Below are 23,684 nucleotides of genomic sequence, written 5' to 3' on the forward strand. Positions count from 1 at the left end.
CCCCGTAGGACCCGGCCCCCACGCGCCACGTCCGCGTTATGGTGGAGGCATGGATGGAATCTTTTCGCACGCCGAGCAGCCCGCCCCGCGCGATGCCGGCCACGACGAATCGCCGCCGCCGGCGATCACCGAGACGGTGACGGTTCCCGTCGGATCGGACCAGGCCTTCGAGGGTTTCACCGAGTACATCCACCTCTGGTGGCCGGTGGGGAAGTACTCGCGCTTCGGCTCGGGGACGCAACCCGTCTTCGAATCCGGCCAGCTCTACGAAGAGTCCGAGGACGGAGAGCAGTACCGCTGGGGCACGGTCGTGGAGGCCATCCCCGCGGAGCGGCTCGTGCTGGCGTTCACGCTGGGCCTGGACGGTCAGCCGCCGACGCGGGTGCTCCTCGAGTTCCGCGAGGAGGCGGTCGGCTCCTGCCAGGTGGTGCTCGTCCACGACGGGTGGGCCGACGGCCCGGCCGGACGCGAGCAGTTCGGGCACTATACCGGCTGGCCCGAAATCCTCGGCTTCTACGCGCGCTTCATGGGCGCCTCCCTGCCGTCGTGACGGCCGGGACCCGGGGGCACGCCGAGGCGGCCCCGCACACGCGCTTCGCCGGTCTGCTCGTCGATGCCTTGGGCCCGGACGCCGTGTCCACCGATCCCGGGACGCTCCAGCGCTACAGCCACGACTACGGCCACGTCGCCGAGCCGTTCCTGCCCCTGGCCGTCGTCTTCGCGGGCGGGGTCGAGGACGTGCAGGAGACGCTGCGGCTCGCGGGGCGCCACGGCGTGTCGGTGATCGCCCGGGGCGCCGGAACCGGGGTCTCCGGCGGCGCGCACGCGACCGAGGGCTGCGTTGTCCTGTCGCTCGAGCGCATGAACCGCATCCTCGACATCCGCGCGGAGGACGAGGTCGCCGTCGTCGAACCCGGCGTGGTCAACGCGGACCTGAACGACGCCGTCGCGCCCCACGGCCTCATGTACGCGCCGGACCCCGCGAGCTTCCGGCAGTCCACCATCGGCGGTAACGTCGCCACCAATGCGGGCGGCCTGCGGTGCGCCAAGTACGGCGTGACACGCGACTCGGTGCTGGGCCTGGAGGTGGTGCTCGCGGACGGCACCCTGATCCGGACGGGCCGGGACACGTTCAAGGGCGTGGCCGGGTATGACCTCACGTCGCTCTTCGTCGGCTCCGAGGGCACGCTGGGGGTCGTGGTGTCCGTGACCGTGCGCCTGCGGTACCTCAGTGCCGAGCACCGTTCCGTGGCCGCGCTGTTCCCGGACATCGTCGCGGCCGCCGCCGGCGTCGTGGCCATCGCCCGGCAGCGCGTGCAGCCCGCGATCACCGAGCTTCTGGACTCCGGGACCATGGCCGTCATCGACACCCTGCACGGCACCGACTTGGCCTCCCGCGGTGGCGCCCTGCTGCTGGTCCGCCTGGACGGCCACGGCGCCGTGATCGAGGAGTCCCTCGTCCGCGGGGCCCTGCTGGAGCTCGGGGCGTCCCTGAGCGAGGCCGGGGACGCCCTGGCCGACCGGCTGATCGAGATGCGCCGCAGCAGCCGGGGCGACGAGCAGGACGACGCGTACCGGGTCGGCGAGGACGTGGCGGTGCCGCGCTCGCGCCTGGTGTCCTACATGGCCGAGCTGCGGGAGATCGCGGCGCGGCACACGGTCCTCCTGAGGATCGTAGCCCACGCCGGCGACGGGAACCTGCATCCGACCTTCTGGGTGGAGCCCGCGGAGGGCGAGGCGGGCCTCGTGAGGCTGAACGCGGCGCTCGACGAGTCCATCCGGGCTGCGCTGGCCGCCGGCGGAACCATCACCGGGGAACACGGCGTGGGACAGTACAAGCGCCGCTGGCTGGCGTGGGAGCAGCAGCCCGAGGTCCTCGAGCTGCAGCACCGGGTGAAGGAGCTCTTCGATCCGCAGGGGATCCTCAACCCGGGCAAGGCGATCTAGCGCCGGGCGCAGCGTGCGCGATTAGGTGAATCCCGGAATCGCCCGGTAAGATCGATGACTGTTGAGAAACACCGGGGTGTGGCGCAGCTTGGTAGCGCGCGTCGTTCGGGACGACGAGGTCGCAGGTTCAAATCCTGTCACCCCGACCAACACTAAGGCCCCCGATCCGCAAGGATCGGGGGCCTTCTGCATGTCCGGCGCCCCGCCGGAACGGCTGTCCCCGTCGGAACGGTCCCGGCGTATCCGCCCCTGCTCCGGGCTCAGGCCGGGGGGGCGGTCGAGGACCTGGCGACGAACTCCGTCGGGAAGAAGCCGTCCGTGGGGTCGTGCTCCAACTCGTGCTCGCCGAGGATCGCCAGGACCTTGCTGACGGCGGCGGCGCCCTGCCGGGCGGCGTGCTGGTCGATCGTCGTCAGGCCGAACATCTCGCCGAGCTCGTGGCCGTCGATGCCGACCACCGACAGGTCCCCGGGCACGGACAGGCCGAGGTCCCGCGCGGCCAGTATCGCCCCGAAGGCCATCTCGTCCGAGGCGCAGACGAACGCCGTCGGACGGTGCCGGGGATTCGCCAGCACGTTGCGCACCTTCTGGTAGGCGCCCTGGACGGTGAAGTCCGCGGTGATGAGCCACTCGCGGCGCACCGGCAGCTCGGCCTGGTCCATCGCGAACTCGTAGCCGTCCTCGCGGGCGGATCCCAGCTTAAAGTCGACCTCGAACTCCTCGGTGCCGCCGAGGAAGGCGATGTCCCGGTGACCCAGGCTGATCAGGTGTTCGGCCGCGAGGGCCGCGATGTTGAAGTCGTCCACCCGGATGGTGTCGATGCCGGGGATGAGCCCGCCGATCGCCACGACGGGCTTCCGCACGGCGCGCAGCTGCTCGAGCTCCGTGGGGCGGAGCTTCAGCGTCAGCGTGATGACGGCGTCGAGCCGCTTGCGCAGCAGCAGGTCCGAGAAGACGGAGTGCCGGTGCCGGTCCTGACCGCTGGTGTTGTAGAGCGTGAGGTCGTAGCCGGCGTCGATGAGGGCGCTCGTGGCGCCCTCCAGCACCGTCGAGAAGAACCAGCGCCCCACGGTCGGGACGACGAACCCCACGTTCCGGCTGCGTCCCGAGGCCAGGGAGGACGCGTTGTAGGACACGACGTAGCCGAGCTCCTCCGCCGCCCGCCGGACCTTGGCGCGGCTGGCCTCGGAGACCTTCCCCTTGCCGCTGAGCGCGCGGGAGACCGTCGCGACGGAGACGCCCGCCCGCGACGCGACGTCCTTGATGCTCGGCATGGCCGCCTCTCCTCCCCGCCGCTAGTGGGTGCCGGACAGTTCGATCCACGCGGCCGCGTCCGGGGCCAGCATATGCCCGGACCCCGCCGGCGTCACCGCGCCGGGCACGCTTTCCACGAGGAGGCGGCCCGCGGGCAACGGCGCCGGCGCGTCTCCGGCGTTCAGGACGACGGCGGTGCCCCCGTTCGCGTACGCGACGACGCCCGTGCGCATGGTCGCCTCCTCCTGTTCCAGCCAGGCCAGGCCGCCCTCCCCGAGCGCGAGGCGGCCGCGCTCGGCCAGGCCGCGCCGGTAGAGCTCCAGCGTGGACCCCTCGACGCCGTGCTGGGCGTCGCGGGCGTAGTCGGCCCAGTGGTCCGGCTGCGGCAGCCAGCCGGCGTCGCCGTCGCTGAACCCGTAGGTCGCGCCGCCCGCCGTCCACGGCAGGGGGACGCGGCAGCCGTCGCGGCCGATGCGCGAGCCGCCAGTGCGGTGGAAGGTCGGATCCTGCCGGAAGCGGTTCGGCAGCGTGGTGTGGTCCGGCAGCCCCAGCTCCTCGCCCTGATAGAGGTACACCCCTCCCGGCAGCCCGAGCATGAACAGCGTGGCCGCCCGGGCCCGGGCCAGGCCCGTCGCCTCGTCCGGCTGCACGTCGTCGGGTCCCAGCCCGTCGCCGGCCCGGATGTCGGCCCCGTCCGCGCCGAAGCGCGTGGCGTGCCGGGACACGTCGTGGTTGGACAGGACCCACGTGGTCGGGGCCGCGACCGCGTCGAAGGCCCGCAGCGAGCGGTCCACCACGGCCTTGAGCTCCGGGGCGCTCCAGGACGCGCCCACGAAGGCGAAGTTGAAGGTCTGGTGCATCTCGTCCTCGCGCACCCAGTCGGCCATGGTCTCGACGGGGTGGACGTTCGCCTCGGCGCAGAGGATCCGGTCGCCGTCGTACTCGTCCACGATCTCGCGCCAGCGCCGGAAGATCCCGTGGACCTCCTCGCGCCCGAACATCGGGGCGTCGGCGAACGGGAAGCCGGGCAGGGGGTAGCCGTCGGCGGCGCCGCCCCAGTCCGGCAGCCCCGCGGCCTTGACGAGCGCGTGGGCGACGTCGACGCGGAACCCGCCGGCCCCGCGGTCCAGCCAGAAGCGCAGGATGCGCTCGAACTCGGCGTGGACCGCCGGATTGTCCCAGTTGAAGTCCGGCTGGGTGGAGTCGAAGAGGTGCAGGTACCACTGGCCCGGCGTGCCGTCGGGGTCCGTGGTGCGGGTCCAGGCGCTGCCGCCGAAGTGCGACTGCCAGTTGTTGGGCGGCTCGGTGCCGTCCGCGCCGCGGCCGTCGCGGAAGACGAACAGGGAGCGCTCGGCGGAGAGGGGCGCGGACGCGAGGGCAGCGCGGAACAGCGCGTGCTCGGAGGAACAGTGGTTCGGGACGAGGTCCACGATCACGCGTACGCCCAGGCGGTCCGCCTCCGACACGAGGTCGTCGAAGTCCGCGAGAGTGCCGAAGAGGGGGTCGACGTCGCAGTAGTCGCTCACGTCGTAGCCTGCGTCGCGCTGCGGCGAGCGGAAGAAGGGGGAGAGCCAGACGGCGTCCACGCCGAGCTCGGCCACGCGGTGCAGCTCGCGGGTGACGCCGCGCAGATCGCCCATGCCGCTGCCGGTGGTGTCGCGGAAGGACCGCGGATAGACCTGGTAGATGACGGAGCGGCGCCACCACTTCCCCGCCCCGGACGGGGAGTGGACGGTCTCGCCGAGGCGGTACGCGGTGTCGGGGGCGGAGGGGCGCGCGTCGAGTTCGACGTCGTGGGGGGTGGGCATGCTTCTCATCCTAGACGCGCGCGCCCGGCGATTGGAAGCGTTTGCCCCATCGGTGGAGGACGACGGCCCGGTCTCGGACATCTGCGGGAAGGCCGCTGAAATAAGGTCTGAAACGAGCGGTGAAGATACCTCGGGCGGCGTGTGGACGAGTGTGATGCAAGCGCTTACACTTATGCCATACATCACACTGCCTCCCCGGAACGGTCACGGCTCACACCACTCGCGCGTCCAGCGCCGGCCGGTCCCGGGAGGCACCTCAGAAAGGTTCACCATGACGGTGCGTACTGACGGCAGCGGCGCAATCACCCGCCGCAGCTTTACCCTGGGTGCGTTCGGCACCTCCGCGGCCCTGATGCTGGCGGCCTGCGGCGGCGGTTCGGCGACTCCCTCCACCTCGAGCGCGGCGGCCGGCTCGGCCTCCTCGGCGGCCCCCTCCACGTCGACCACGCTGACGCTGTGGGTCGACGCCGAGCGCGCCCCGGCGTTGAAGTCCATCGCCGCCAAGTTCAAGGAAGACAAGGGCATCGAGGTCAAGCTGGTCGTCAAGGACTTCGCCGCCGTCCGCGACGACTTCATTACCCAGGCGCCTACGGGCAAGGGCCCGGACATGCTCGTCGGACCGCACGACTGGCTGGGCAAGATGGTCCAGAACGGCGTCGTCGCCCCGATGCAGCTCGGCGACAAAGCCTCCCTCTTCGCGGAGGCCTCCGTTCAGGCCATGACCTACGACGGGCAGGTCTACGGGCTGCCGTACGCCATCGAGAACATCGCGCTGCTGCGCAACACCGCGCTGGTCGCCGAGCCGAACGAGACCTTCGACGAGGTCGTCGCCGCCGGCCAGAAGGCGGTCGCGGACGGTAAGGCGAAGTACGCCTTCCTGGTGGGCCTCGACCCGAAGCAGGGCGACCCGTACCACCTCTACCCGCTGCAGACCTCCTTCGGCGCCCCGGTGTTCGAGCAGAGGCCTGACGGTTCCTACGACCCCTCCCAGCTGACGCTCGCCAGCGACGGCGGGCTGAAGTTCGCGCAGAAGCTCGCCGATTGGGGCGACAAGGGCGAGAAGATCTTCAACTCGAACATCACGGGCGACATTGCCAAGGAGAAGTTCCTGGCCGGCGAGTCCCCGTACTACCTCACGGGCCCCTGGAACGTTCCCGCCGTCGCCGAAAAGGGCATCAAGTTCGCCGTCGACCCGCTGCCGAAGGCCGCCGAGGGGGACGCGCAGCCGTTCATCGGCGTCAACGGCTTCTTCATCTCCGCGAAGAGCAAGAACACGCTCGCCGCGACGGAGTTCGTCGTCAACTACCTCAGCCTCGAGGATGCCCAGGACGCGCTGTTCAAGGTCGGCGGACGCCCGCCGGCGCTGACCGCCTCCTTCGACAAGGCTGCGACCGACGAGGTCGTCAAGGCCTTCGGCGAGATCGGCGCCGCCGGCGTCCCGATGCCGGCCGTTCCCGCCATGGACGCCGTCTGGGCCGACTGGGGAGGCACCCAGCTGAACCTCATCAAGGGCAAGGAAGCGGATCCAGCGGCCGCCTGGAAGAAGATGGCAGCCAACATCGAGAAGAAGATCAAGGCCTAACCGGGCCCCGAGCACCCGGGTGCGGACCGGCGGCGCGAGCCGCCGGTCCGCACCCTCCCGCCGGTGACCATGTCCCGGCCCCGCCGGTGACCATGTCCCGGCCTCCCGCCGGCGACAACGTCCCGGCCCCGCCGCACGCCGCGGACGGACACCACGGGTTCCGCTCCGCACGACGAAAGCTCAAGGACACATGGCAGGCACCGGAACAGCGACAACGGTCCGCAGACCACCCACCGAAGGGGAGGACCGCGCCCCCGGCCGCGCGCCGCGCACCCCCGACTCCATGCTCGGCCTGCTGGCCAAGATCCTGCTGCTGGGCTTCGTGGACGCCATCGCCGTCTTCGTGATGTTCCAGCTGGTGGCCACCGAGGAGTGGCTGGTCTTCGGGATCAGCCTCGTGGTGACCCTGGCGATCAACTGGATCTACCTGCGCAAGGACGGGCTGCCGGCCAAGTACCTGGCCCCCGGGGTCTTCTTCCTGCTGGTCTTCCAGGTCTTCGTCATGGTCTTCAGCACCTACATCGCCTTCACCAACTACGGCGACGGGCACAACTCCACGAAGCAGGACGCGATCGAGTCCATCCAGCTCTCGGCCCAGGAGCGCGTCCCGGACTCCCCGCAGTACTCCACGTCCGTCCTGGAACGCGACGGCGAGTTCTTCCTGCTGGTCACGGACCCCTCGGGGCGCGTCCAGCTCGGCGGCGCCGACCAGCCGCTGCAGGACGCCACGGCCACGGCCACCGGACCCACGGGCGCGGCGACCGGCGTCGAGGGCTACCGCACCCTCGAGTTCGCGGACCTGCTGCAGAACCAGGCCTCCATCGGCGGGCTCGCGGTCCCGCTCTCGGAGAACGTGGAGGACGGGTCGCTGCGGACGGCGGACGGCTCCAGCGCCTTCGTCTACAAGCCCAAGCTCAGCTACGACGCCGCGGCCGACACGTTCACGGACACCATCACCGGCGTCGTCTACACGGACAGCGGCGAGGGCAGCTTCGCCGCGGCCGACGGGTCCACGCTCTCCACCGGCTGGAAGATTAACGTGGGCTTCCAGAACTTCGAGCGGGCCTTCACCGACCCCAACCTCCAGGGCCCCCTGCTGCAGGTCGTGGCGTGGACCTTCGCGTTCGCCCTGCTGTCCGTGGCGTCCACGTTCGCGCTGGGCCTGTTCCTGGCCATCGCGTTCAACCGGGCGGACCTGCGCGGCAAGAAGATCTACCGGATCCTGATGATCCTGCCCTACGCGTTCCCGGCCTTCCTGTCCGGCCTGGTGTGGTCTGGCCTGCTGAACCCCGAGTTCGGCTTCATCAACAACGCGCTGCTCGGCGGCGCGGACATCCCCTGGCTCACGGATCCGTGGCTGGCCAAGTTCTCCGTCCTGCTGGTGAACCTGTGGCTGGGCTACCCCTACATGTTCCTGGTCTGCACCGGCGCGCTGCAGTCCCTCCCGGAGGAGGTCGACGAGGCCGCCCGCATGGACGGGGCCGGGGCCTGGACGATCTTCCGGGCCATCAAGCTGCCGCTGCTGCTGGTGTCCCTGGCGCCGCTGCTGATCTCCTCGTTCGCGTTCAACTTCAACAACTTCAACGTGATCTACATGCTCACGGGCGGCGGGCCGCGCTTCCCCGACACCACGTTCGACGTCGGCGCGACCGACATCATGATCACGATGGTCTACAAGGTGGCCTTCGGCGCCGGAACCGGGCGCGACTACGGGCTGGCCAGCGCGCTCGCGATCATCATCTTCATCATCGTGGCCACCGTGTCCGCCATCAGCTTCAACAAGACGAAGGCCCTGGAGGAGATCAACTGATGACGACCCGGTTAGCCCCCGCCCCGCAGCCCACCGCACCCGTGCGGCGCACCAACAAGCGCGGCGACGTCAGCATGCCGCTCGGACGCTGGTTCCGCGAGAAGGGATGGCGCCACGCGGTGGCCGTCCTCGCCACGGTGTTCTCCGTCTTCCCGCTGCTCTATGTCCTTTCCGCGGCGCTGAACTCCAGCGGCACGATGGCCGCATCCAACGCGCTGTTCAGCGTCGTCGACTTCGGCAACTTCCAGGAACTCTTCGCCAACGAGGAGCGCCCGTTCGGCCGCTGGTTCGTCAACACCATGGTCATCGCCGTGGTCACGTCCGCGCTGACGGTGTTCCTCGGCGCCCTGGCCGCGTACTCGTTCAGCCGCATGCGCTTCCGGGGCCGCCGCGGCGGGCTGCTGACGCTGCTGCTCCTGCAGATGTTCCCGCAGCTGCTGACCGTCGTCGCGATCTTCCTGCTGCTGAACTACCTCGGGGGCATCATCCCCGCCATCGGCCTGGGCAGCTCGCTGGGCCTCATCATGGTCTACCTCGGCGGCGCGCTGGGCGTGAACACGTACCTCATGTACGGGTTCTTCAACACGGTCCCGCAGTCGCTCGACGAGTCCGCGCGGATCGACGGCGCGAGCCACGTGCAGGTGTTCTTCAAGATCATCCTGCCCCTGGTCACCCCGATCCTCGCCGTCGTGGGGTTGCTGGCCTTCATCGGCATCTCCAGCGAGTTCGTCATCGCGTCCGTGGTGCTGACGGACCCGGAGTCGCAGACGCTCGCCGTCGGGCTCTACTCCTACGTGGCCCAGCAGCGCTCGGAGAACTGGGGAGTGTTCGCCGCGGGCGCCGTCCTCGCGGCCGTGCCCGTCATGGCGCTGTTCCTCTTCCTGCAGCGCTACATCGCCAGCGGGCTGACCGCCGGCGGTGTCAAGGGCTGACCCCGGCCGGTCCACCCGCGGCGCGCCGGGCCCACCGCGGCGCCGGATCAGGAGACGATAGCAGCATGATTGCTCACCCCCACCACGACGGTTCGGCCCTGCACATCGGCGGACCGGCGCCCCACCTGGGGGACCGGGTCCCCGTCAGGATCCGCGTTCCCGAGTCCTTCGGCGAGGTCGAGGGGGTCTGGCTGCGCAGCGTCCGGGACGCCGAACCCCACTACGACGCCGCGGCGCACCTGGGGACGGCCGACGGCTGGTCCTGGTGGGGGGCCGACCTGAGCATCGTGAACCCCGTGCAGAACTACCGTTGGCTGGTCCGCGCGGACGGCCGCCCGCACTGGATCAACGCCGAGGGGCTGTCCACGCGCGACGTGCCCGACGCCCGGGACTTCCGGATCTGCGCGTTCGAGGCCCCGCCGGCCTGGGTGAACGACTCCGTGATGTACCAGATCTTCCCGGACCGCTTCGCCCGCTCGGAGGCCGCCGACCGGCGGGAGCTGCCGGAGTGGGCGATCGCCTGCGACTGGGACCGCACGGAGGTCATCGGCCGCGGGCCCGAGACGCCGTACCAGTTCTTCGGCGGGGACCTCGACGGCGTGCGGTCCAAGCTGGACCACATCCAGGCCCTCGGCGCGACGGTCGTCTACCTGACGCCGATGTTCCCCGCTCGGTCGAACCACCGCTACGACGCCTCCGACTTCTCCGGCGTCGACCCCCTGCTGGGCGGCGACGAGGCCTTCGTGGCCCTGATCGCGGACATCCACGCGCGCGGCCTGAAGGTCATCGGGGACCTGACCACGAACCACTCCGGCGACGCCCACGAGTGGTTCCGCAGGTCCTACGGGAACCCGTCGGCCCCGGAGTCCGAGTACTACTACTTCTCCGAGGACAACACCCGCTACGTCGCCTGGCTCGGCGTCCCGTCGCTGCCGAAGTTCAACTGGAACTCCGAGGGCCTGCGCCGCCGGTTCATCCTCGACGACGACTCCATGGTGGCGCGGTGGCTCAAGCCCCCGTTCAACCTGGACGGCTGGCGCATCGACGTCGGCAACATGACCGGCCGGATGGGCGCCGACGACCTCAACCACGAGGTCGCCTCGCTGATCCGCGAGGCGATGCGGCGCATCAACCCGGACACCATGCTGCTGGCCGAGTCCACCTCCGACGCCGCCCCCGACTTCCAGGGGGACACGTGGCAGGGCGCCATGACCTACACCAACTTCACGCGCCCGCTGTGGCAGTGGCTGGCCCGCGACAGCGCTCCCGGCGTGGACCTGGACCTGGACGCCACCGCAGAGCACCACCCGGACGTGCACCCCGAGCTGGCGCCCGGGCCGGTCGCGGCCGGGCCGGTCGCGGACGGCGGCGGCGTGCCGAAGCAGGCCTGGCCGGACTACTTCGGCGTGCCGCAGCGCGGCCCGGACCGCATCGAGGCCGAGGACTTCCTGGCCACGCACCTGGACTTCGCGGCGCCCTTCCCCTGGCCCGTGCGCCTGGCCAACATGAACGCGATCGACACGCACGACACCGCGCGCGCCGCCTCCGCCGTCATCGCCGGCGGGCAGCGGGTCGGCGTGGCGCTCCAGTTCACCCTGCCGGGCATCCCCATGGTGTTCATGGGCGACGAATTCGGGCTCCAGGGGTTCAACGGCGAGGACTCGCGCACGCCCATGCCCTGGGACGATCCGGACCGGATCCTGGAGGACCTGCGGCCGCTGTACGCGGAGCTCGCGGACCTGCGCCGCACGCACCCCGCACTCGTCGGCGGCGGCATCCGCTGGCTCCACGCCGAGGGCGACGCGATCGTGTTCGTCCGCGAGCACGCCGAGGGGTCGGTGCTCGTGGCCGCCTCGAGGGCCGCGTTCAGCGGCGTCGAGTTCCCGGCGGCGCTCGTCGGCGCCGCGCACCCGGAGCCCCTGTGGTCGTCGGGGCGCATCGCGGCGACCTTCTCGGGGGCGACCGCTACCGCCGAGGGCCGCGGCGTCGTCGTGCTGGAGGGCGAGGGCCCGGCGGCCGCGCTGTGGCTGCTGCCCGGCGTCACCCCGCCGGCCGCCGCGGCGCCTTCCCCGTAGCCGTCCGCGCGGCCACCCCGGCCCCACCGCGGAGGGCCGCGGCGCCGTCGTGCCGCGGGTCGGGGGACCGCCGGCCGGGGAACCGGGCCCGGGTCAGCGTTCCCTGGACTCCGGCTGGTCCACGGCCTCGAGCACGCCGGTCGGCGGGTTGAGCATGATGGCGGCCTCGTCCCGGCGGTGGCGCAGGATGTCCTGGACGTAGGAGGCGACCGTCTCCTTCATGGGGACGTTGGACCCGCGCCGCTCGGAGATGTACCAGCGGTGCTCCAGCACCTCGTGGACGATCTGCGCGGGCTCCAGCTTCCCGTGCAGCTCCTTGGGGATCGAGCGGGTGATGGGCGTGAAGACGTCCTGGACCCAGAGCGCCGCGGCGAGCTCCTCGTCCATGTCCGGGTGGCGCGCCGCGCGGAACGCGTCGATGTCGTTGAGCAGGCGGCGGGCCTGGCGCTCCTCGACGTCGAGCCCGGTCAGGCGCATCAGCCGGCGCTGGTGGTGGCCGGCGTCGACGACCTTCGGCTGGATCTCCAGGTGCCGTCCGTCGGAGGTGGTCCGCAGCCCGATCTCGTCCACGTCGAAGCCGAGCTCGTTGAGGCGGCGGATGCGCTCGTCGACCCTCCAGCGCTCGCCCGTGTCGAACTCGTCCTTGCGCGTGAGCTCCGCCCACAGGCCGCGGTAGCTGTCCATGATCTGCTCGCTGGTGGCGAGCGGGTCGACCGTGTCCTCGATCAGCCCCGCCTCCATCAGGTCCATGAGCTCCCCGGCGATGTTCACCCGCGCGATCTCGAGGTCGTACTCGCGCTGCCCGTTGGACAGCTCCGGGTACAGCTCGCCGGTCTCCGCGTCCACGAGGTAGGCGGCGAAGGCCTCCGCGTCGCGGCGGAACAGCGTGTTGGACAGGGAGACGTCCCCCCAGTAGAACCCGACGAGGTGCAGCCGGACCAGCAGGAGCGCCTGGGCGTCGATGAGGCGGGTCAGCGTGTCGCGCCGCAGCTTCTGGGAGAACAGCGCGCGGTAGGGCAGCGAGTACTTGAGGTGCCGCGTCACGAGCGCGCAGTCCAACTCCTCGCCCGAGGGGGTGCTGCGGGCGGCGATGACGGCGACGGGCTCCACGCAGGGGACGTCGAGCCGGCGCAGCTTGCGCAGCATGTGGTACTCGTGCCGGGCCACGTGCTCGCCGGTCTCCTTCACGGCGATCACGGCACCGCCGAGCCGGGCGAAGCGGACGACGTGGCGCGAGATGCCGCGGGGGAGCGCCGCCAGGTACCGCGAGGGCCAGTCCTCGAGCCGGATCTGCCAGGGCAGGTCCAGGAGCGCGGGATCGGCCGTCGACGACGTGATGTTCAGCGACCCGGACAGGCCCGCGCCGTGATCCTCGACGACGCGCTCGCGGGGGAGCTTGCCGTGCTGGTTGTAGTCGGTCGGTTCGTCGTGCCAGTTGGCGTCGTGGCGCATCAACTCGTCCTCGCTCGTCGGGCCTGGGTGGTCTGCGGACGGCGACGGCGGCCGGGCCTCCCGCGCGGGGAGACCCGGCCGCCGTCGTCGTCGGTGGCGGGAGCCGGCCGGTGGCCTGCTCGCATGTCGTGCGGGTCGCGGCCCTACTCGGCCGCGGCCTGCTCCTGCTCGGCCAGGGCCTCCAGGTCGGCCAGCGTCGCCTCGGGCGTCCCGGCCGGGACCGGCTCGCCCAGGCGCAGGCCCGTCTGCACGTCGAAGAGGTGCACGTGGCCGGACATCGGGCGCACGTAGATCGTCTCGCCCTTGAACGGCGGCTTGCGCCCGTCCACGCGGACCACCATGTCGTGCTCCGTGCCGTCCAGCGTGGCGTGTCCGTAGACGTACGCGTCGGCGCCGAGCTCCTCGACGACGTCGACCTCGACGGCCAGGCCCTGCCCGGCCGGCGAGAGCTCCAGGTCCTCGGGCCGGACGCCCACCGTGACGGTGCGGCCGTGCGCGCCGGCCACCGTGTCCGCGTCCACCGGGTAGAGGGCGTCGCCGAACTGCACGCCGCCCGGGACCGTCGGCAGCTCGAGCAGGTTCATGGCGGGGGAGCCGATGAAGCCGGCGACGAACACGTTGGCGGGACGGTCGTAGAGGTTGCGCGGGGTGTCCACCTGCTGGAGCAGCCCGTCCTTGAGCACCGCCACGCGGTCGCCCATGGTCATGGCCTCGACCTGGTCGTGGGTCACGTACACGGTGGTGACGCCCAGGCGCCGGGTCAGCGACGCGATCTGGGTGCGGGTCTGCACGCGCAGCTTGGCGTCCAGGTTGGACAGCGGCTCGTCCATGAGGAACACGCGCGGGCTGCGCACGATCGCGCGGCCCATGGCGACACGCTGGCGCTGGCCGCCGGAGAGCGCCTTCGGCTTGCGGTCGAGGTAGTCCTCGAGGTCCAGGAGCTTGGCCGCCTCCAGGACGCGGCGGGCGCGCTCCTCCTTGTCGACGCCGGCGATCTTCAGGGCGAAGCCCATGTTGTCGGCGACGGTCATGTGCGGGTACAGCGCGTAGTTCTGGAAAACCATCGCGATGTCGCGGTCCTTCGGCGGGACGTCGGTGACGTCGCGGTCGCCGATGAGGATCCGGCCGGAGTTTACGTCCTCGAGCCCGGCGAGCATGCGCAGGGAGGTGGACTTGCCGCAGCCGGAGGGGCCGACGAGGACCAGGAATTCTCCGTCCGCGATCTCGAGGTTCAGCTTGTCGACGGCGGGCTTCTGCGTGCCCGGGTACAGCCTGGTTGCATTGTCAAAGGTGACGGTTGCCATGAGTGATCAATCCCTTCACGGGCAGGTACGTGCCCGACGATCCGTTGTGAATGGTCTCACAATCATCTCACATCGAGGACGGCCCGCAGAAGGGCCGGGAGGTCCCCGGTGCCGTCGATGCGGAACCGGGCCGCCGTCGCCCCGGTTCCGACCTTCACCCCGACGTCGCCCGGGCGGAGGACCGCGAAGGCATGCTCGTCCGTCACGTCGTCGCCGACGAAGAGCACGGCGTCGGCGCCGACGACGCCGCGCAGCCACTCCAGCCCCGCGCCCTTGTCCGCGCGCACCACCGAGGATTCGAGCACGGCCTTGCCATCGGAGAGCCGGACCCCGTCGAGGTCCTCGAGCGCGGCGCGCCCCGCGGCGAGGGCGGCGGCGCCGGTGTCCGGGTCGGACTGGCGCACGTGGAGCACGACGCCGGCCGGCTTGTCCTCCAGCAGGGCACCCCGCGCCGCGCCGGCCACCCGGGCCAGGCGCGAGCGGACCTCCGTGAGCAGCCCGGCCTGCCGCGCGTCGAGGGCGAGGTCGTCGGTGTCCGCTGCGTAGCGCTCGGGCGCCCAGCGCTCGGCGCCGTGGCTGCCCACGAGCAGCACGCCGGGACCCGGCGACGCGGCGGCGCGCAGGCCGTCCAGGTGGCGCCCGGACAGCAACGCCGTCGCGGTGCCCGGCAACTCCGTCAGCTCCGCCAGCAGGCGCGCCGACGCGGGGAGCGGGCGCGCGTCCTCGGGGCGGTCGACGAACGGCGCCATGGTGCCGTCGAAGTCGAGGGCGACGAGGAGCCGGGAAACGTCGCCGAGGCGTTCGATGGCGGCGCGGAGATCGCGGTCCAGACCGTCCACGGCTAGGCCTTCGTTCCCTCGAGGGACTCCAGGAACGTCCGCGACCACCGGTTGACGTCGTTGGCGACGATCTGGCGGCGCATGATGCGCATCCTGCGGGCCGATTCGGTGCCGGGCATGCGCACGGCCTCCATGATCGCCCCCTTGAGCTGGTCGATGTCGTGCGGGTTCACCAGCAGGGCGTGGCGCAGCTGGTCGGCGGCGCCGGCGAACTCGCTGAGCACCAGCACCCCCCGGTTGTCGGCGTGGGCGGCGATGAACTCCTTGGCGACCAGGTTCATGCCGTCACGCAGCGCCGTCACGAGCATCACGTCGGCGGCGAGATAGAGGGCCACCATCTCGCGGATCGGGTAGCTGTGGTGCAGGTAGCGCACGGCCGTGTGGCTCATCGTGTCGTACTCGCCGTTGATGGCACCGACCGTGCGCTCGACCTCCTCGCGCAGGGCGATGTAGTGCTCCACGCGCTCGCGGCTGGGGCTGGCGACCTGGACCAGCGTCGCCTGCCCCACGTGCAGGTCGCCGTCGGCCAGGAGCTCGCCGAACGCCTTGATGCGGTGGCGGATTCCCTTGGTGTAGTCGAGGCGGTCCACGCCCAGCAGCACCGTCTCGGGGTCGCCGAGTTCCGAGCGGATCTCCGCGGCGCGGGCGCGGACCTCGGGGTCCCGGGCAAGCTCCGTGATCTGCGCGGAGTCGATCGAGATCGGGTGGGCCTCGGCGCGTGCGGTGCGGATCGGCTGGCCGTCGTCGTCCTGCACGTGGATGTGCTGGGCCTTGACGGTGTAGCCGAGGTAGCGGCGCACGCAGCGCAGGAAGTTGTTGGCGTCGCTCTGGCGCTGGAAGCCGACCAGGTCGGCGCCGAGCAGCCCGAGCAGGACGCGGCGGCGCCACGGCAGCTGGGCGAAGATCTCCAGCGGGGGGAACGGGATGTGGTTGAAGAACCCGATCTTCAGGTCCGGCCTGGACGCGCGCAGCATCTGCGGGACCAGCTGCAGCTGGTAGTCCTGCACCCAGACGGTCGCCCCGTGGTCCGCGACCGCGGCCGTCGCCTCCGCGAAGCGGCGGTTGATCTCCTGGTAGCGGTCCCACCAGGTGCGGTGGAACTCCGGCGCGACGATCACGTCGTGGTACAGCGGCCAGAGCGTGGAGTTGGAGAAGCCCTCGTAGTACAGTTCCACGTCCTCCGCGGAGAGCCCGACGGGAACCAGTCGCATGCCGCCGTCGTCGAAGGCCTCCAGCGACTCGTCGGGCGCGCCGTGCCATCCCACCCACGCGCCCTCGGCGCGGGCCATGACGGGGGCCAGCGCCGTGACCAGACCGCCGGGGGAGCGGTTCCAGCTCGCGTTGCCGTCGGCGTCGGTGACGCGGTCCACGGGAAGGCGGTTGGCGACGACGACGAAGTCGTAGCCACCGGTCGGCGCGGAGGTGGAGCGGGCGGCGTCCTGGGCCGTTGGCACGGGGAGTCTCCTAGATCGGGGGGTCTTGCCTCTTACCTTCGAGCCTAAGTCAAGGGCGGCCCGCCCGTGCACCCAGAACCCGGAAAACAGGCCGGTGGGGTGCACTAAACTGGCCTCAGGCAGGACAGCGGCACGCAACAGAGAAGGATCATCTCCCCATGGCAGCGAACACCCCACGCCCGAGCAAGGCCGAGCGCAGCGCGGACGCCCGCGAGCAGGCCCGGAAGCTGCAGGAGCAGCGCGCCGCGGCCGCGAAGCGCAAGTCGCTGTTCATCAAGCTGGGCGTGGTCGTGGCCGTCGTCGCCATCATCGGCATCATCGCCGCGATCGTCTTCCAGAACAGCAACAACGATGTGCCCGACGCCGGACCGGCGCCGCGGGGCGGCAACGCCGACGGCGGCATCGTGCTGGTCTCGGACACCGAGCTGGGCGGGACCGGCGGCGCGACCGTCGACGTGGCCTCGCTGGGCCCGGCGCCGACGACGACGGCCCCGCCGGAGCCGCGCGGCGTCGCCAAGGCGCCGGCCGGGGAACCCGCGCAGATCGTGGTCTACGTCGACGTGAACTGCGTGCACTGCGCGGAGTTCGAGACCGCGTACGCCGACCAGCTCAAGACGTGGCTGGCCGCCGGCGACGCGACGGTGGAGTACCGCAACGTCGCCTACCTGGACCGCTCCTCGCCGACCAACTACTCCTCCCGCGGGGCGAACGCCCTGGCGTGCGTCGCCGACGCCGCCCCGGCGTCGTACCTGCCCTTCACCCAGGCGGTCTTCGCCCACCACGCCCAGGGCGAGATGAGCAACGACGAGCTGGCCCAGCTGGCGAGCGACAACGGCGCCGACGTCGGGTCGTGCATCGAGGACGGCACCTTCCGCCCCTTCGCGAAGTTCACGCAGGAGTCCGCGCGCCGCGACCAGATCCCCGGCACCCCGAGCGTGTGGGTCCAGGGCGAGGTCTGGAACCCGGAGACCGATCCCGACTTCGCCGGCTGGGCCCAGGGCCTGATCGACGCCGCGTAGCGGTTCCCCGGACCCTCCTCGGCGTCCTCCGGTGCCCCGACGGGCGGCCGGGGGACGCCGTCCGCGTTTTCGGGGCCGGGCGGCGGGTGGGCTAATCTTGTTCATGCTGGCCGCACCGCGGCTCCAGCGCGCCTCCTTAGCTCAGTTGGCCAGAGCACCTGTCTTGTAAACAGGGGGTCACCGGTTCGAATCCGGTAGGGGGCTCCAAATGCAAGGACTTTTCCCTTCCCAGACGCTGGAAGCGACACAAACGCGACAGATGCGCTGTGACCGCGCGCCTTAGATGTTGGTCCGCGCCAACGCCGTCTCGCCGTGAGCTAGGCAGAAGCATGTGTCAGCGGGCCCTGACTCGTAGTGTCGCATACCGCGTGCGAACAAGCATTCACTCGCCAGATCCCGTCCCGGTGCCAGCGGATGGTTTTCCGTCCCTAAAGCCGCGGGTCGCAACAGCCGCAAACTCGGCATCATTTACCATGATGTTCCAGACGGTATCGACGTCTAAAACTGCGATGTCCGGTCAGCTGCTCTAGGAATGCCGGTACCTGCGGACAACGCGCTTCGCGTGGGCCGCGTTGACGCATTCGCATGCGTCGACGTCACCAAATCCCATGTCGCGGGCAGAGCTGCACGGCGTCGGGGCCGGCTCCTGGCCGGACTTTGCCCGCCGCTCGTTCACCCATGCGGCGACCTCAATACCCTCGGCCGCGTGGCCGCACTGAGGGCAATCTTCGCCGGGCGCGTCGGTAGTTTCGTGGTCCAAGACCGTGGAGGGGACTGAGATTCTCGCCATGACTCGAATCATAGCCGAACGCCTAGTCAGCGCCGTTTGCCACCTCGCATAGTCGGCTGTGGGGAAGCGGGGACGGCTCCCCCTTCCGCCGGAAGTGTGAACCCGCACGCCCGGGAAGTAGAGGGCGGCCCCGGAATGCAATTCTGGGTCCGCGCTCCCCAATTCGAACACCCCACGGCCCCGGAGAGCCGACCTCGTGCCTCAGCACCTCGTGCGAACCTACTGACGCGATGGGGCACGCCTCATACGATTGTGCAACGTCTTCCCAGCTCGTTTCGAATCACTCGAGGAATGAAGTTAGCCGCGGGTCAGGGTGCTTGCTTTCGTGCTGCCGCCCGAGCCTTGAGTCCAGAAATTCGGGCTGGTCCCTGGAATAGCTCATAGAGAATTTCACTCATGAAAGTAAGGACCTCGGTGGAATCCTCGGCATCGACAGCGATGGCAATGTCGCCGTGAGCCATATCGTTGCCGAATTGCCGGATTGCGTGAGCGGCCTCCTTCGTGTCAGGACGGATCAAAGACTTTTTTTCCAGCTCATCGATCTTGTTGAATAGACTCCCTGAAATGACGCCTGTCTCCTTCGCCGCTGCCTCGACGACGGTTCGCGCCATGAGGATGGCCGACATGTAGTTCTCGATGCTGTGCGATTTGTAGGCTTCGCTGGCGGCGTTGGCCACATGGGCGGGAACATCGACGAACTCTTGGCCTTCAACGTGCAGAGGAGCCCACGCAGACGGGTCGTTCGAGGACCAAAATGGAATCATGTACACCGGCTCGGTGCCCGTCGGCCTTTCCGAGGAAATTAAGCCGGCGATCGAGAGCCGTTTGCATTGATCACATGCCATGGCCGACTCAATGCGGTACGCGCCGTGACGAATCTGGGTGATTGCTCCAGGTCCAAATGGCGACATGTGTGTGTTCGTCCCGCACCATCCGCATTTGTGTGTCGCCATAATTCCCCCTACTCGGATCTTCCGCTTACCCAATTCAGAGTAGTGGAACCTCATTCTCGCCGAACGGTTGCACACGCGGAGCACACACGATTGGTGAACGCCCTAGCCAGAGCTGCGGCACCTGTTCCGCTGACAAGTGACGGAGGGCGATTGGGCGGCCTGTTTGCCGTCTGAGGACTGAATAACGATTGGAATTATGCGATGACTTCGTGATATTAAGTAACGATCAAGTGGTTTCGATCCACTAGTCACCGAATTAGGGGGATTCGTGAACGGCATTCCACTGCCCTCGGCTGTTGCCCGCGCACGCGATCCCCATCGCGTAGGTGACCGTGCGACGTCCAGCGGGGGTTGGTGGCATAAGTGCCGGCTTCCCGCCAACGGAGGGTGCCCGGTGTCGTACGAGTCTGACCGCGTTTTTGAAGGCATCAAATCCGAGGTCCAGCGGGACTTCGCACGGGCGCGTTTCGCCGTCATGTGGGAGAAGGCCATGGCAGGCAAGCTAAAGTTCGGTCCCTCGGAAGAAGTGGGGGAGTTGCGAACGCGCCCACCGATTCTTCTAGAGATGCGAGTGCAAGTGAATGCCACTGCCAAGGATGTAGCGAAGCGGCACTTGCTGCGCCTCTACTTCACAGAACCCGATCGACCGCATGGAATGATTCTGGCGCTGCATTTCGCCAGGAAGCCCTCGGCCGGGGACCCGGCGGGAACTCAACAAAGGAGCATCATTGTGGCAGCGCAGCGTCACGATGAGGGGGCACGCAATGGTTACACATGGGGATATGGGCAGTAAGGTGACGAATATGGCGAGAGGAGTGCAGATGCAATCGGCAACGAATCCATTTCGAGCGAGCAACCCGAGCACGCAGTCGATGCTGGCGAGCAGCATGGTCCATAACTTCGAGAGCGTTCTCGATGCACTATGCGAACGTCGCTCGGTGCTTCCCCTCGAGGCTTTTGCCGAAAAGCTCGATGTTTCCCCTGAAGAAGTGTTGGCAATCGAGTCGCGGGAAGAGTCGCCCACGCTCGATTTCCTTATTACGTACGCCATGGCTCTAAACGTTCACATCGAGCTCGCAGTTGAGAACGGGGCCGCCTGGGCCAAGCAGCGGCGAGAGCAGGCCATCGCGGCGCAGGCTGCAGAAGTCTGGCATACAACAGCCCGTGCTCCAGAATCACGGAGCTGGACTCAGCTGCGCCAGACGTTCCAGCGGGCCAATGCCTAAGAGGGATGCCGATAATCTGCCGAACATGCTTCGCACCGACGGCTTCGCCATCCATCAATTGCATACCGAACGCAATTTCGATGAGGAAGACAGTCTGGAGTTGCGTATTGGCATGTTCGTGTCGGAAGACGGGCAGCCTGCTATTCTCGCTCGGCTGACGGTACAGCACGATGGTCTCCTGCTTGCGGCCATGAGCAATGCATCGGTCATCGCAGAGGATGCGGAACGATTCGTCGAAATGTCTGACGAGGAGCTTACAGATCTTGTCAGTAACTCGGTCGTCCCCCACATTGCTTACGATGCCGCAGCCGTGAGTCTTCGGGTAGCTGCGGGCCTGTTTGCTAGCGCCGTCGAAATCCCGAGAGCGACTCCAGAGTTCGAGGTGGACATTCTTCGCTCCGACGATAAAGAGTCTGAATCGGCCGACGCCGCGGATCCGGTTGACGCGGCTCACGGTAGCTGAGGGTCCTTAGGCGCCCACTCATTCCTGGTAAGCAAGCCCGTTCCCGCGCTTAGTGGATTCGCTGCGAGACGGGCGCCTGGCACATCGACTTCTGGAATGGATCGGTCTACTCCGTATAGGCGAGCGGCACGATCCCCGCATGGCATAACGGCTCCGACCGAAACACGGAGGTGTCCGTCAACGATGCGACCTCTACGGCAACGATCGTCCACTCGGCCGGCTCCGTTTCGACGGTTACGGACGCGCGCATCGCAGCCAACATCAGCCAGTGGGGCATCATCCTGTCGTGCGCAGTTACGACGGCTAGCACCTGTCCCTCACGATCAAATCGTGGGGCGTCGCCTCTAAGGCCGCTAACGCCGCCGCACTATCCGTACCTCTGGGTCTGAACAATGCCGGTTCAACGGCGGCAGTAAGCGGGGGGTCGCTCCGGCTCGTGCTTATGGGCCCGACTCCGTATCACGGACTTGTCCTGGCTCGCTTCACGCTGACCGGCTTGACGGTTGGGCAGACGGTTAAGGCGAACCTGCGCCATTTCACCGCGGGCGGCACGGGGACGGCGAAGATCATGATAGGAGGCGGCGACGCCTGTCCGTTCAGCATCGTCGTCGCGGCCGCGAACTAGCGGCTGATGAACCCGGGCCGCCAACAACCGGAGGCCCGCTCCAGTGCGTGCCGTGGAGGGGGCCTCCGAGGGACGGAGTGTCAGTGACGGTCGACAAGTGTGCCGCCGTCAGAACGGCGCAGTTTTCGACCGTCACCGACGCGGAGCTAGTCCCTGATTTGCAAGCCGGTTTTCTTGTTGTACTTCCCCGTATTGCCTTCTAGCTCCTCGGGGTTGCCCTCAAAGCGCGTACCAGTCACCTTGAGCCATGCCTGCGGCGAAAACTCCTCAGTCACGATCAGCTTGTTCGAATTGACGACGCGGGAAATCAGGCGCAGGACGCCCGCATCCGTTACCTGGTACGAGTCGTCTCTGGCGGTGCTGTTTTCAGCACTTGCGCCCGCGACGGTGTGCACGGTGTAAGACATGGTTTCCCTTCGTAAGCGCCTGCGACTTGTTCGCGGGCAAAGTCACTCTACCCATTCGAACTGGTCCACCTAACCGCCCAATAAGTGAAGTTGTAACAGCGCCACCATGCAGGCTCGCCGGACTCAGCCGTCGGGCCCTCATGGGTACACATGAGCGTCCCGCCGCTCATGGTCGCTAATCCGCCAAGCGCGCAACCAGGTCCTGAATGCTGCCTGGCTCATAACTAGCCGGTATTGGACCCGGTGTCCTGATGAGGGCTTCAATATTCGCGACATCCTCCGTTGTGAAGCGGATAAGCTGGCCGATGGTCGATGATGGCCACGCCCCTGTCCGGGCCTTGCGCCGTAGCCCGGACTCCGCGGATCAAACCGGGCGCGTGTGTCGCTCAATCCATAGAGCAGGCAGGGTTATGCCGAAATCTGCTCGCGGGTGCTTCCGCGAGCCCGCTAGCAGCGATTCTTGGCGCGCCCGTGATGGACGCGACATGCTCAAAAGGCCTCGTCCGCGGACTCAGTTGCATGTCGATTGCGGGCTCGGATAGAAGGCCAGGGCCCAGGGAAGCCTTCTGAGGTTCGAAGTCCCGGCTTATCCTTGCGCCAAGAAGGAGGATGCCATGCCAACGAGCGAGGAGCAGCACCGCGCCGACATAACTGAGGCGGCCTGGACGGCGATCGACAAGGAGTTCGGGCTGCTCACTGCCGACGAGGTCGTCGTCCAGTGCGGCCCGGACGCCCCGGTGCACCTGCTCGCCGTCAAGCGCCCGGAGGGGCTGCGCTACCCGCGTTTCCAGCTCGGGGACACCGGCCCGCTGCCCGTGCTCGGTGATCTGCGGGCCGCCGCGGGCACGCTCGGCGTGCAGGACGAGTCGCTGCTACTGTGGATGACCGCACCGACCACGTGGTGGGACGAGGAGGACCGGCCCGTGGACCACCTCGACGACCCAGACACCACCGTGCAGGCGTTCCGCTCGCACTACGGTGCCGAGTGGTGAGCCGGCACCGGCGCCCGGCACTCTCCCTGAGGGGTTAAGGGCTTCGTCCCAGCCGGTCGTTCTTGGGGAGCAACCGGTTTTCCATGCCGGGCCGCGCCGCACCCGGTTCGGACGGCGGCGCCGGGCGTCCAGTCATCGGCCACCGGCCGCCGCCGCAGACCGTGAAGGCGAGCTTGTCATGGGACCCTGCAGCACGAAGAAGGGCCCGGCGGCCGTGGGGTGCCGCAAGGCCCCCTTCGCTGCGTCCGGCCTGTGCTTTTGACCCGATCCCCGCCCGAGTGGAAATGGCAGCAGTCGTCGCCACCCGAGGAAACCCGCCGTGCCCACACGGTCCGCAGCGCCCGCCGTCATAGTTCTGGCGCTCGCCCTGGTCGGGTGCGGAAGCTTCGGGCCCGCCATGCAGTCCGGTCCGCTCCAATTTGGCGGCGACACGCTGCCCAACCCGATACCTCTGCTGCGCCGCGCGGTACTACCTGGAAGGCCTGTACAATTTGGGCGAACTCGTGACGAATCCGACCAAGCTGCTGGCCGTCGACGCGGTCGACCCGGACGGCGTGAAGATGGTGCGCACCGGCGCCGCGGGCTACATCGAGGGCGCACTGACGAACTACGCTGGCCCCCGCTTTGACGACTCGGGCGATCCGCCGCCCATGCGCGTACATTGGCCGGAGCTGACCGAGGGAACTCTGGGATACCGACACTCTCAGCGGCAGTCACCCAGGCGGTCTGCCCGCGGTTCCAGGCCGAGGGCA

Annotated in this window: 20 protein-coding genes and 2 tRNA genes; 14 read left to right on the forward strand and 8 right to left on the reverse strand. The window is 68.9% G+C overall.

The annotated features are described in order from the left end of the window. Positions 1–49 precede the first annotated feature (49 nt). From ACETWP_RS13755 to ACETWP_RS13765, 3 genes are all read left to right on the forward strand, one after another. The gene (locus ACETWP_RS13755) at positions 50–550 is read left to right on the forward strand and encodes an SRPBCC family protein (RefSeq protein WP_373972830.1); all 501 of its coding nucleotides are present in this window, start codon (positions 50–52) and stop codon (positions 548–550) included. After that, on the forward strand, positions 547–1,947 hold the full coding sequence (locus tag ACETWP_RS13760; protein ID WP_373972831.1) for an FAD-binding oxidoreductase: 1,401 nt from the start codon (positions 547–549) through the stop codon (positions 1,945–1,947). Before ACETWP_RS13755 ends, ACETWP_RS13760 begins: the two co-directional genes overlap by 4 nt. Positions 1,948–2,019: 72 nt before the next feature. Beyond that, a tRNA-Pro gene (locus ACETWP_RS13765) sits at positions 2,020–2,096 on the forward strand. Positions 2,097–2,207: 111 nt separating this feature from the next. Here the strand turns inward: ACETWP_RS13765 and ACETWP_RS13770 are convergent. Together ACETWP_RS13770 and ACETWP_RS13775 are read right to left on the reverse strand one after the other, a co-directional pair. Further along, entirely contained in the window at positions 2,208–3,221 is a 1,014-nt protein-coding gene (locus ACETWP_RS13770) for a LacI family DNA-binding transcriptional regulator (protein ID WP_373972832.1), read from the reverse strand. Positions 3,222–3,242: 21 nt separating this feature from the next. Further along, positions 3,243–5,009: a glycoside hydrolase family 13 protein gene (locus ACETWP_RS13775; RefSeq protein ID WP_373972833.1), complete on the reverse strand. Its 1,767-nt coding sequence runs from the start codon at positions 5,007–5,009 to the stop codon at positions 3,243–3,245. Positions 5,010–5,280: 271 nt separating this feature from the next. Here ACETWP_RS13775 and ACETWP_RS13780 point away from each other — a divergent pair, with 271 nt between their 5' ends. The 4 genes from ACETWP_RS13780 (at position 5,281) to ACETWP_RS13795 (ending at position 11,408) form a co-directional block, all read left to right on the forward strand. Next, the gene (locus ACETWP_RS13780; RefSeq protein WP_373972834.1) at positions 5,281–6,591 is read left to right on the forward strand and encodes a sugar ABC transporter substrate-binding protein; all 1,311 of its coding nucleotides are present in this window, start codon (positions 5,281–5,283) and stop codon (positions 6,589–6,591) included. A 190-nt stretch (positions 6,592–6,781) separates the two neighbouring features. Further along, the gene (locus tag ACETWP_RS13785; RefSeq protein WP_373972835.1) at positions 6,782–8,401 is read left to right on the forward strand and encodes an ABC transporter permease subunit; all 1,620 of its coding nucleotides are present in this window, start codon (positions 6,782–6,784) and stop codon (positions 8,399–8,401) included. Then, entirely contained in the window at positions 8,401–9,333 is a 933-nt protein-coding gene (locus tag ACETWP_RS13790; RefSeq protein ID WP_373972836.1) for a sugar ABC transporter permease, read from the forward strand. Before ACETWP_RS13785 ends, ACETWP_RS13790 begins: the two co-directional genes overlap by 1 nt. A gap of 65 nt (positions 9,334–9,398) precedes the next feature. After that, a complete protein-coding gene (locus tag ACETWP_RS13795) occupies positions 9,399–11,408 on the forward strand; it encodes a glycoside hydrolase family 13 protein (RefSeq protein WP_373972837.1) in 2,010 nt (669 codons plus the stop codon). 93 nt (positions 11,409–11,501) lie between these two features. Here ACETWP_RS13795 and ACETWP_RS13800 read toward each other — a convergent pair whose 3' ends face one another. The 4 genes from ACETWP_RS13800 to ACETWP_RS13815 form a co-directional block, all read right to left on the reverse strand. Continuing rightward, entirely contained in the window at positions 11,502–12,860 is a 1,359-nt protein-coding gene (locus tag ACETWP_RS13800) for a DUF4032 domain-containing protein (RefSeq protein WP_373972838.1), read from the reverse strand. 143 nt (positions 12,861–13,003) lie between these two features. Next, positions 13,004–14,164, reverse strand: coding sequence for an ABC transporter ATP-binding protein (locus ACETWP_RS13805; protein WP_373972839.1), 1,161 nt, complete (start codon positions 14,162–14,164; stop codon positions 13,004–13,006). 62 nt (positions 14,165–14,226) lie between these two features. Further along, a complete protein-coding gene (gene otsB, locus ACETWP_RS13810; RefSeq protein WP_373972840.1) occupies positions 14,227–15,003 on the reverse strand; it encodes a trehalose-phosphatase in 777 nt (258 codons plus the stop codon). Between the two features lie 2 nt (positions 15,004–15,005). Continuing rightward, the gene (locus ACETWP_RS13815) at positions 15,006–16,457 is read right to left on the reverse strand and encodes an alpha,alpha-trehalose-phosphate synthase (UDP-forming) (RefSeq protein ID WP_373972841.1); all 1,452 of its coding nucleotides are present in this window, start codon (positions 16,455–16,457) and stop codon (positions 15,006–15,008) included. 158 nt (positions 16,458–16,615) lie between these two features. Between ACETWP_RS13815 and ACETWP_RS13820 the strand changes: the two genes are divergently transcribed. Beyond that, a complete protein-coding gene (locus tag ACETWP_RS13820; RefSeq protein ID WP_373972842.1) occupies positions 16,616–17,476 on the forward strand; it encodes a DsbA family protein in 861 nt (286 codons plus the stop codon). 130 nt (positions 17,477–17,606) lie between these two features. Continuing rightward, positions 17,607–17,683 (forward strand) — tRNA-Thr (locus ACETWP_RS13825). A gap of 891 nt (positions 17,684–18,574) precedes the next feature. On the opposite strand, the gene ACETWP_RS13830 is transcribed toward ACETWP_RS13825, so the two are convergent. Then, positions 18,575–19,177 (reverse strand): DUF4145 domain-containing protein, encoded by a 603-nt coding sequence (locus tag ACETWP_RS13830; protein ID WP_373972843.1) that lies wholly within the window; start codon positions 19,175–19,177, stop codon positions 18,575–18,577. 436 nt (positions 19,178–19,613) lie between these two features. Between ACETWP_RS13830 and ACETWP_RS13835 the strand changes: the two genes are divergently transcribed. From ACETWP_RS13835 to ACETWP_RS13850, 4 genes are all read left to right on the forward strand, one after another. Beyond that, positions 19,614–20,012 carry a hypothetical protein gene (locus tag ACETWP_RS13835; RefSeq protein WP_373972844.1) on the forward strand — a complete coding sequence of 133 codons (399 nt, stop codon included), beginning with the start codon at positions 19,614–19,616 and terminating at the stop codon, positions 20,010–20,012. A gap of 28 nt (positions 20,013–20,040) precedes the next feature. Further along, entirely contained in the window at positions 20,041–20,445 is a 405-nt protein-coding gene (locus tag ACETWP_RS13840; protein WP_373972845.1) for a helix-turn-helix domain-containing protein, read from the forward strand. Between the two features lie 25 nt (positions 20,446–20,470). Continuing rightward, positions 20,471–20,908 (forward strand): hypothetical protein, encoded by a 438-nt coding sequence (locus ACETWP_RS13845; RefSeq protein WP_373972846.1) that lies wholly within the window; start codon positions 20,471–20,473, stop codon positions 20,906–20,908. A gap of 496 nt (positions 20,909–21,404) precedes the next feature. Then, the gene (locus ACETWP_RS13850; RefSeq protein ID WP_373972847.1) at positions 21,405–21,533 is read left to right on the forward strand and encodes a hypothetical protein; all 129 of its coding nucleotides are present in this window, start codon (positions 21,405–21,407) and stop codon (positions 21,531–21,533) included. Between the two features lie 146 nt (positions 21,534–21,679). Here the strand turns inward: ACETWP_RS13850 and ACETWP_RS13855 are convergent, their stop codons facing one another. Beyond that, on the reverse strand, positions 21,680–21,940 hold the full coding sequence (locus tag ACETWP_RS13855; protein ID WP_373972848.1) for a hypothetical protein: 261 nt from the start codon (positions 21,938–21,940) through the stop codon (positions 21,680–21,682). A gap of 614 nt (positions 21,941–22,554) precedes the next feature. Here ACETWP_RS13855 and ACETWP_RS13860 point away from each other — a divergent pair. Then, positions 22,555–22,932, forward strand: a complete 378-nt coding sequence (locus ACETWP_RS13860; RefSeq protein ID WP_373972849.1) for a hypothetical protein — start codon at positions 22,555–22,557, stop codon at positions 22,930–22,932. The last annotated feature ends 752 nt before the right edge of the window (positions 22,933–23,684 follow it).

Source organism: Arthrobacter halodurans (genome assembly GCF_041877255.1).
Classification (GTDB): Bacteria; Actinomycetota; Actinomycetes; order Actinomycetales; family Micrococcaceae; genus Arthrobacter_N; species Arthrobacter_N halodurans.

What these genes read in the sequence shown, in the direction of transcription:
- ACETWP_RS13755 (WP_373972830.1), top strand. Translation starts at nt 50, where the DNA reads ATGGATGGAATCTTTTCGCACGCCGAGCAGCCCGCCCCGCGCGATGCC.
- ACETWP_RS13770 (WP_373972832.1), bottom strand. Translation starts at nt 3,221, where the DNA reads ATGCCGAGCATCAAGGACGTCGCGTCGCGGGCGGGCGTCTCCGTCGCG.
- ACETWP_RS13775 (WP_373972833.1), bottom strand. Translation starts at nt 5,009, where the DNA reads ATGCCCACCCCCCACGACGTCGAACTCGACGCGCGCCCCTCCGCCCCC.
- ACETWP_RS13780 (WP_373972834.1), top strand. Translation starts at nt 5,281, where the DNA reads ATGACGGTGCGTACTGACGGCAGCGGCGCAATCACCCGCCGCAGCTTT.
- ACETWP_RS13785 (WP_373972835.1), top strand. Translation starts at nt 6,782, where the DNA reads ATGGCAGGCACCGGAACAGCGACAACGGTCCGCAGACCACCCACCGAA.
- ACETWP_RS13790 (WP_373972836.1), top strand. Translation starts at nt 8,401, where the DNA reads ATGACGACCCGGTTAGCCCCCGCCCCGCAGCCCACCGCACCCGTGCGG.
- ACETWP_RS13795 (WP_373972837.1), top strand. Translation starts at nt 9,399, where the DNA reads ATGATTGCTCACCCCCACCACGACGGTTCGGCCCTGCACATCGGCGGA.
- ACETWP_RS13800 (WP_373972838.1), bottom strand. Translation starts at nt 12,860, where the DNA reads ATGCGCCACGACGCCAACTGGCACGACGAACCGACCGACTACAACCAG.
- ACETWP_RS13805 (WP_373972839.1), bottom strand. Translation starts at nt 14,164, where the DNA reads ATGGCAACCGTCACCTTTGACAATGCAACCAGGCTGTACCCGGGCACG.
- ACETWP_RS13820 (WP_373972842.1), top strand. Translation starts at nt 16,616, where the DNA reads ATGGCAGCGAACACCCCACGCCCGAGCAAGGCCGAGCGCAGCGCGGAC.
- ACETWP_RS13830 (WP_373972843.1), bottom strand. Translation starts at nt 19,177, where the DNA reads ATGTCGCCATTTGGACCTGGAGCAATCACCCAGATTCGTCACGGCGCG.
- ACETWP_RS13840 (WP_373972845.1), top strand. Translation starts at nt 20,041, where the DNA reads ATGCAATCGGCAACGAATCCATTTCGAGCGAGCAACCCGAGCACGCAG.
- ACETWP_RS13845 (WP_373972846.1), top strand. Translation starts at nt 20,471, where the DNA reads ATGCTTCGCACCGACGGCTTCGCCATCCATCAATTGCATACCGAACGC.
- ACETWP_RS13855 (WP_373972848.1), bottom strand. Translation starts at nt 21,940, where the DNA reads ATGTCTTACACCGTGCACACCGTCGCGGGCGCAAGTGCTGAAAACAGC.
- ACETWP_RS13860 (WP_373972849.1), top strand. Translation starts at nt 22,555, where the DNA reads ATGCCAACGAGCGAGGAGCAGCACCGCGCCGACATAACTGAGGCGGCC.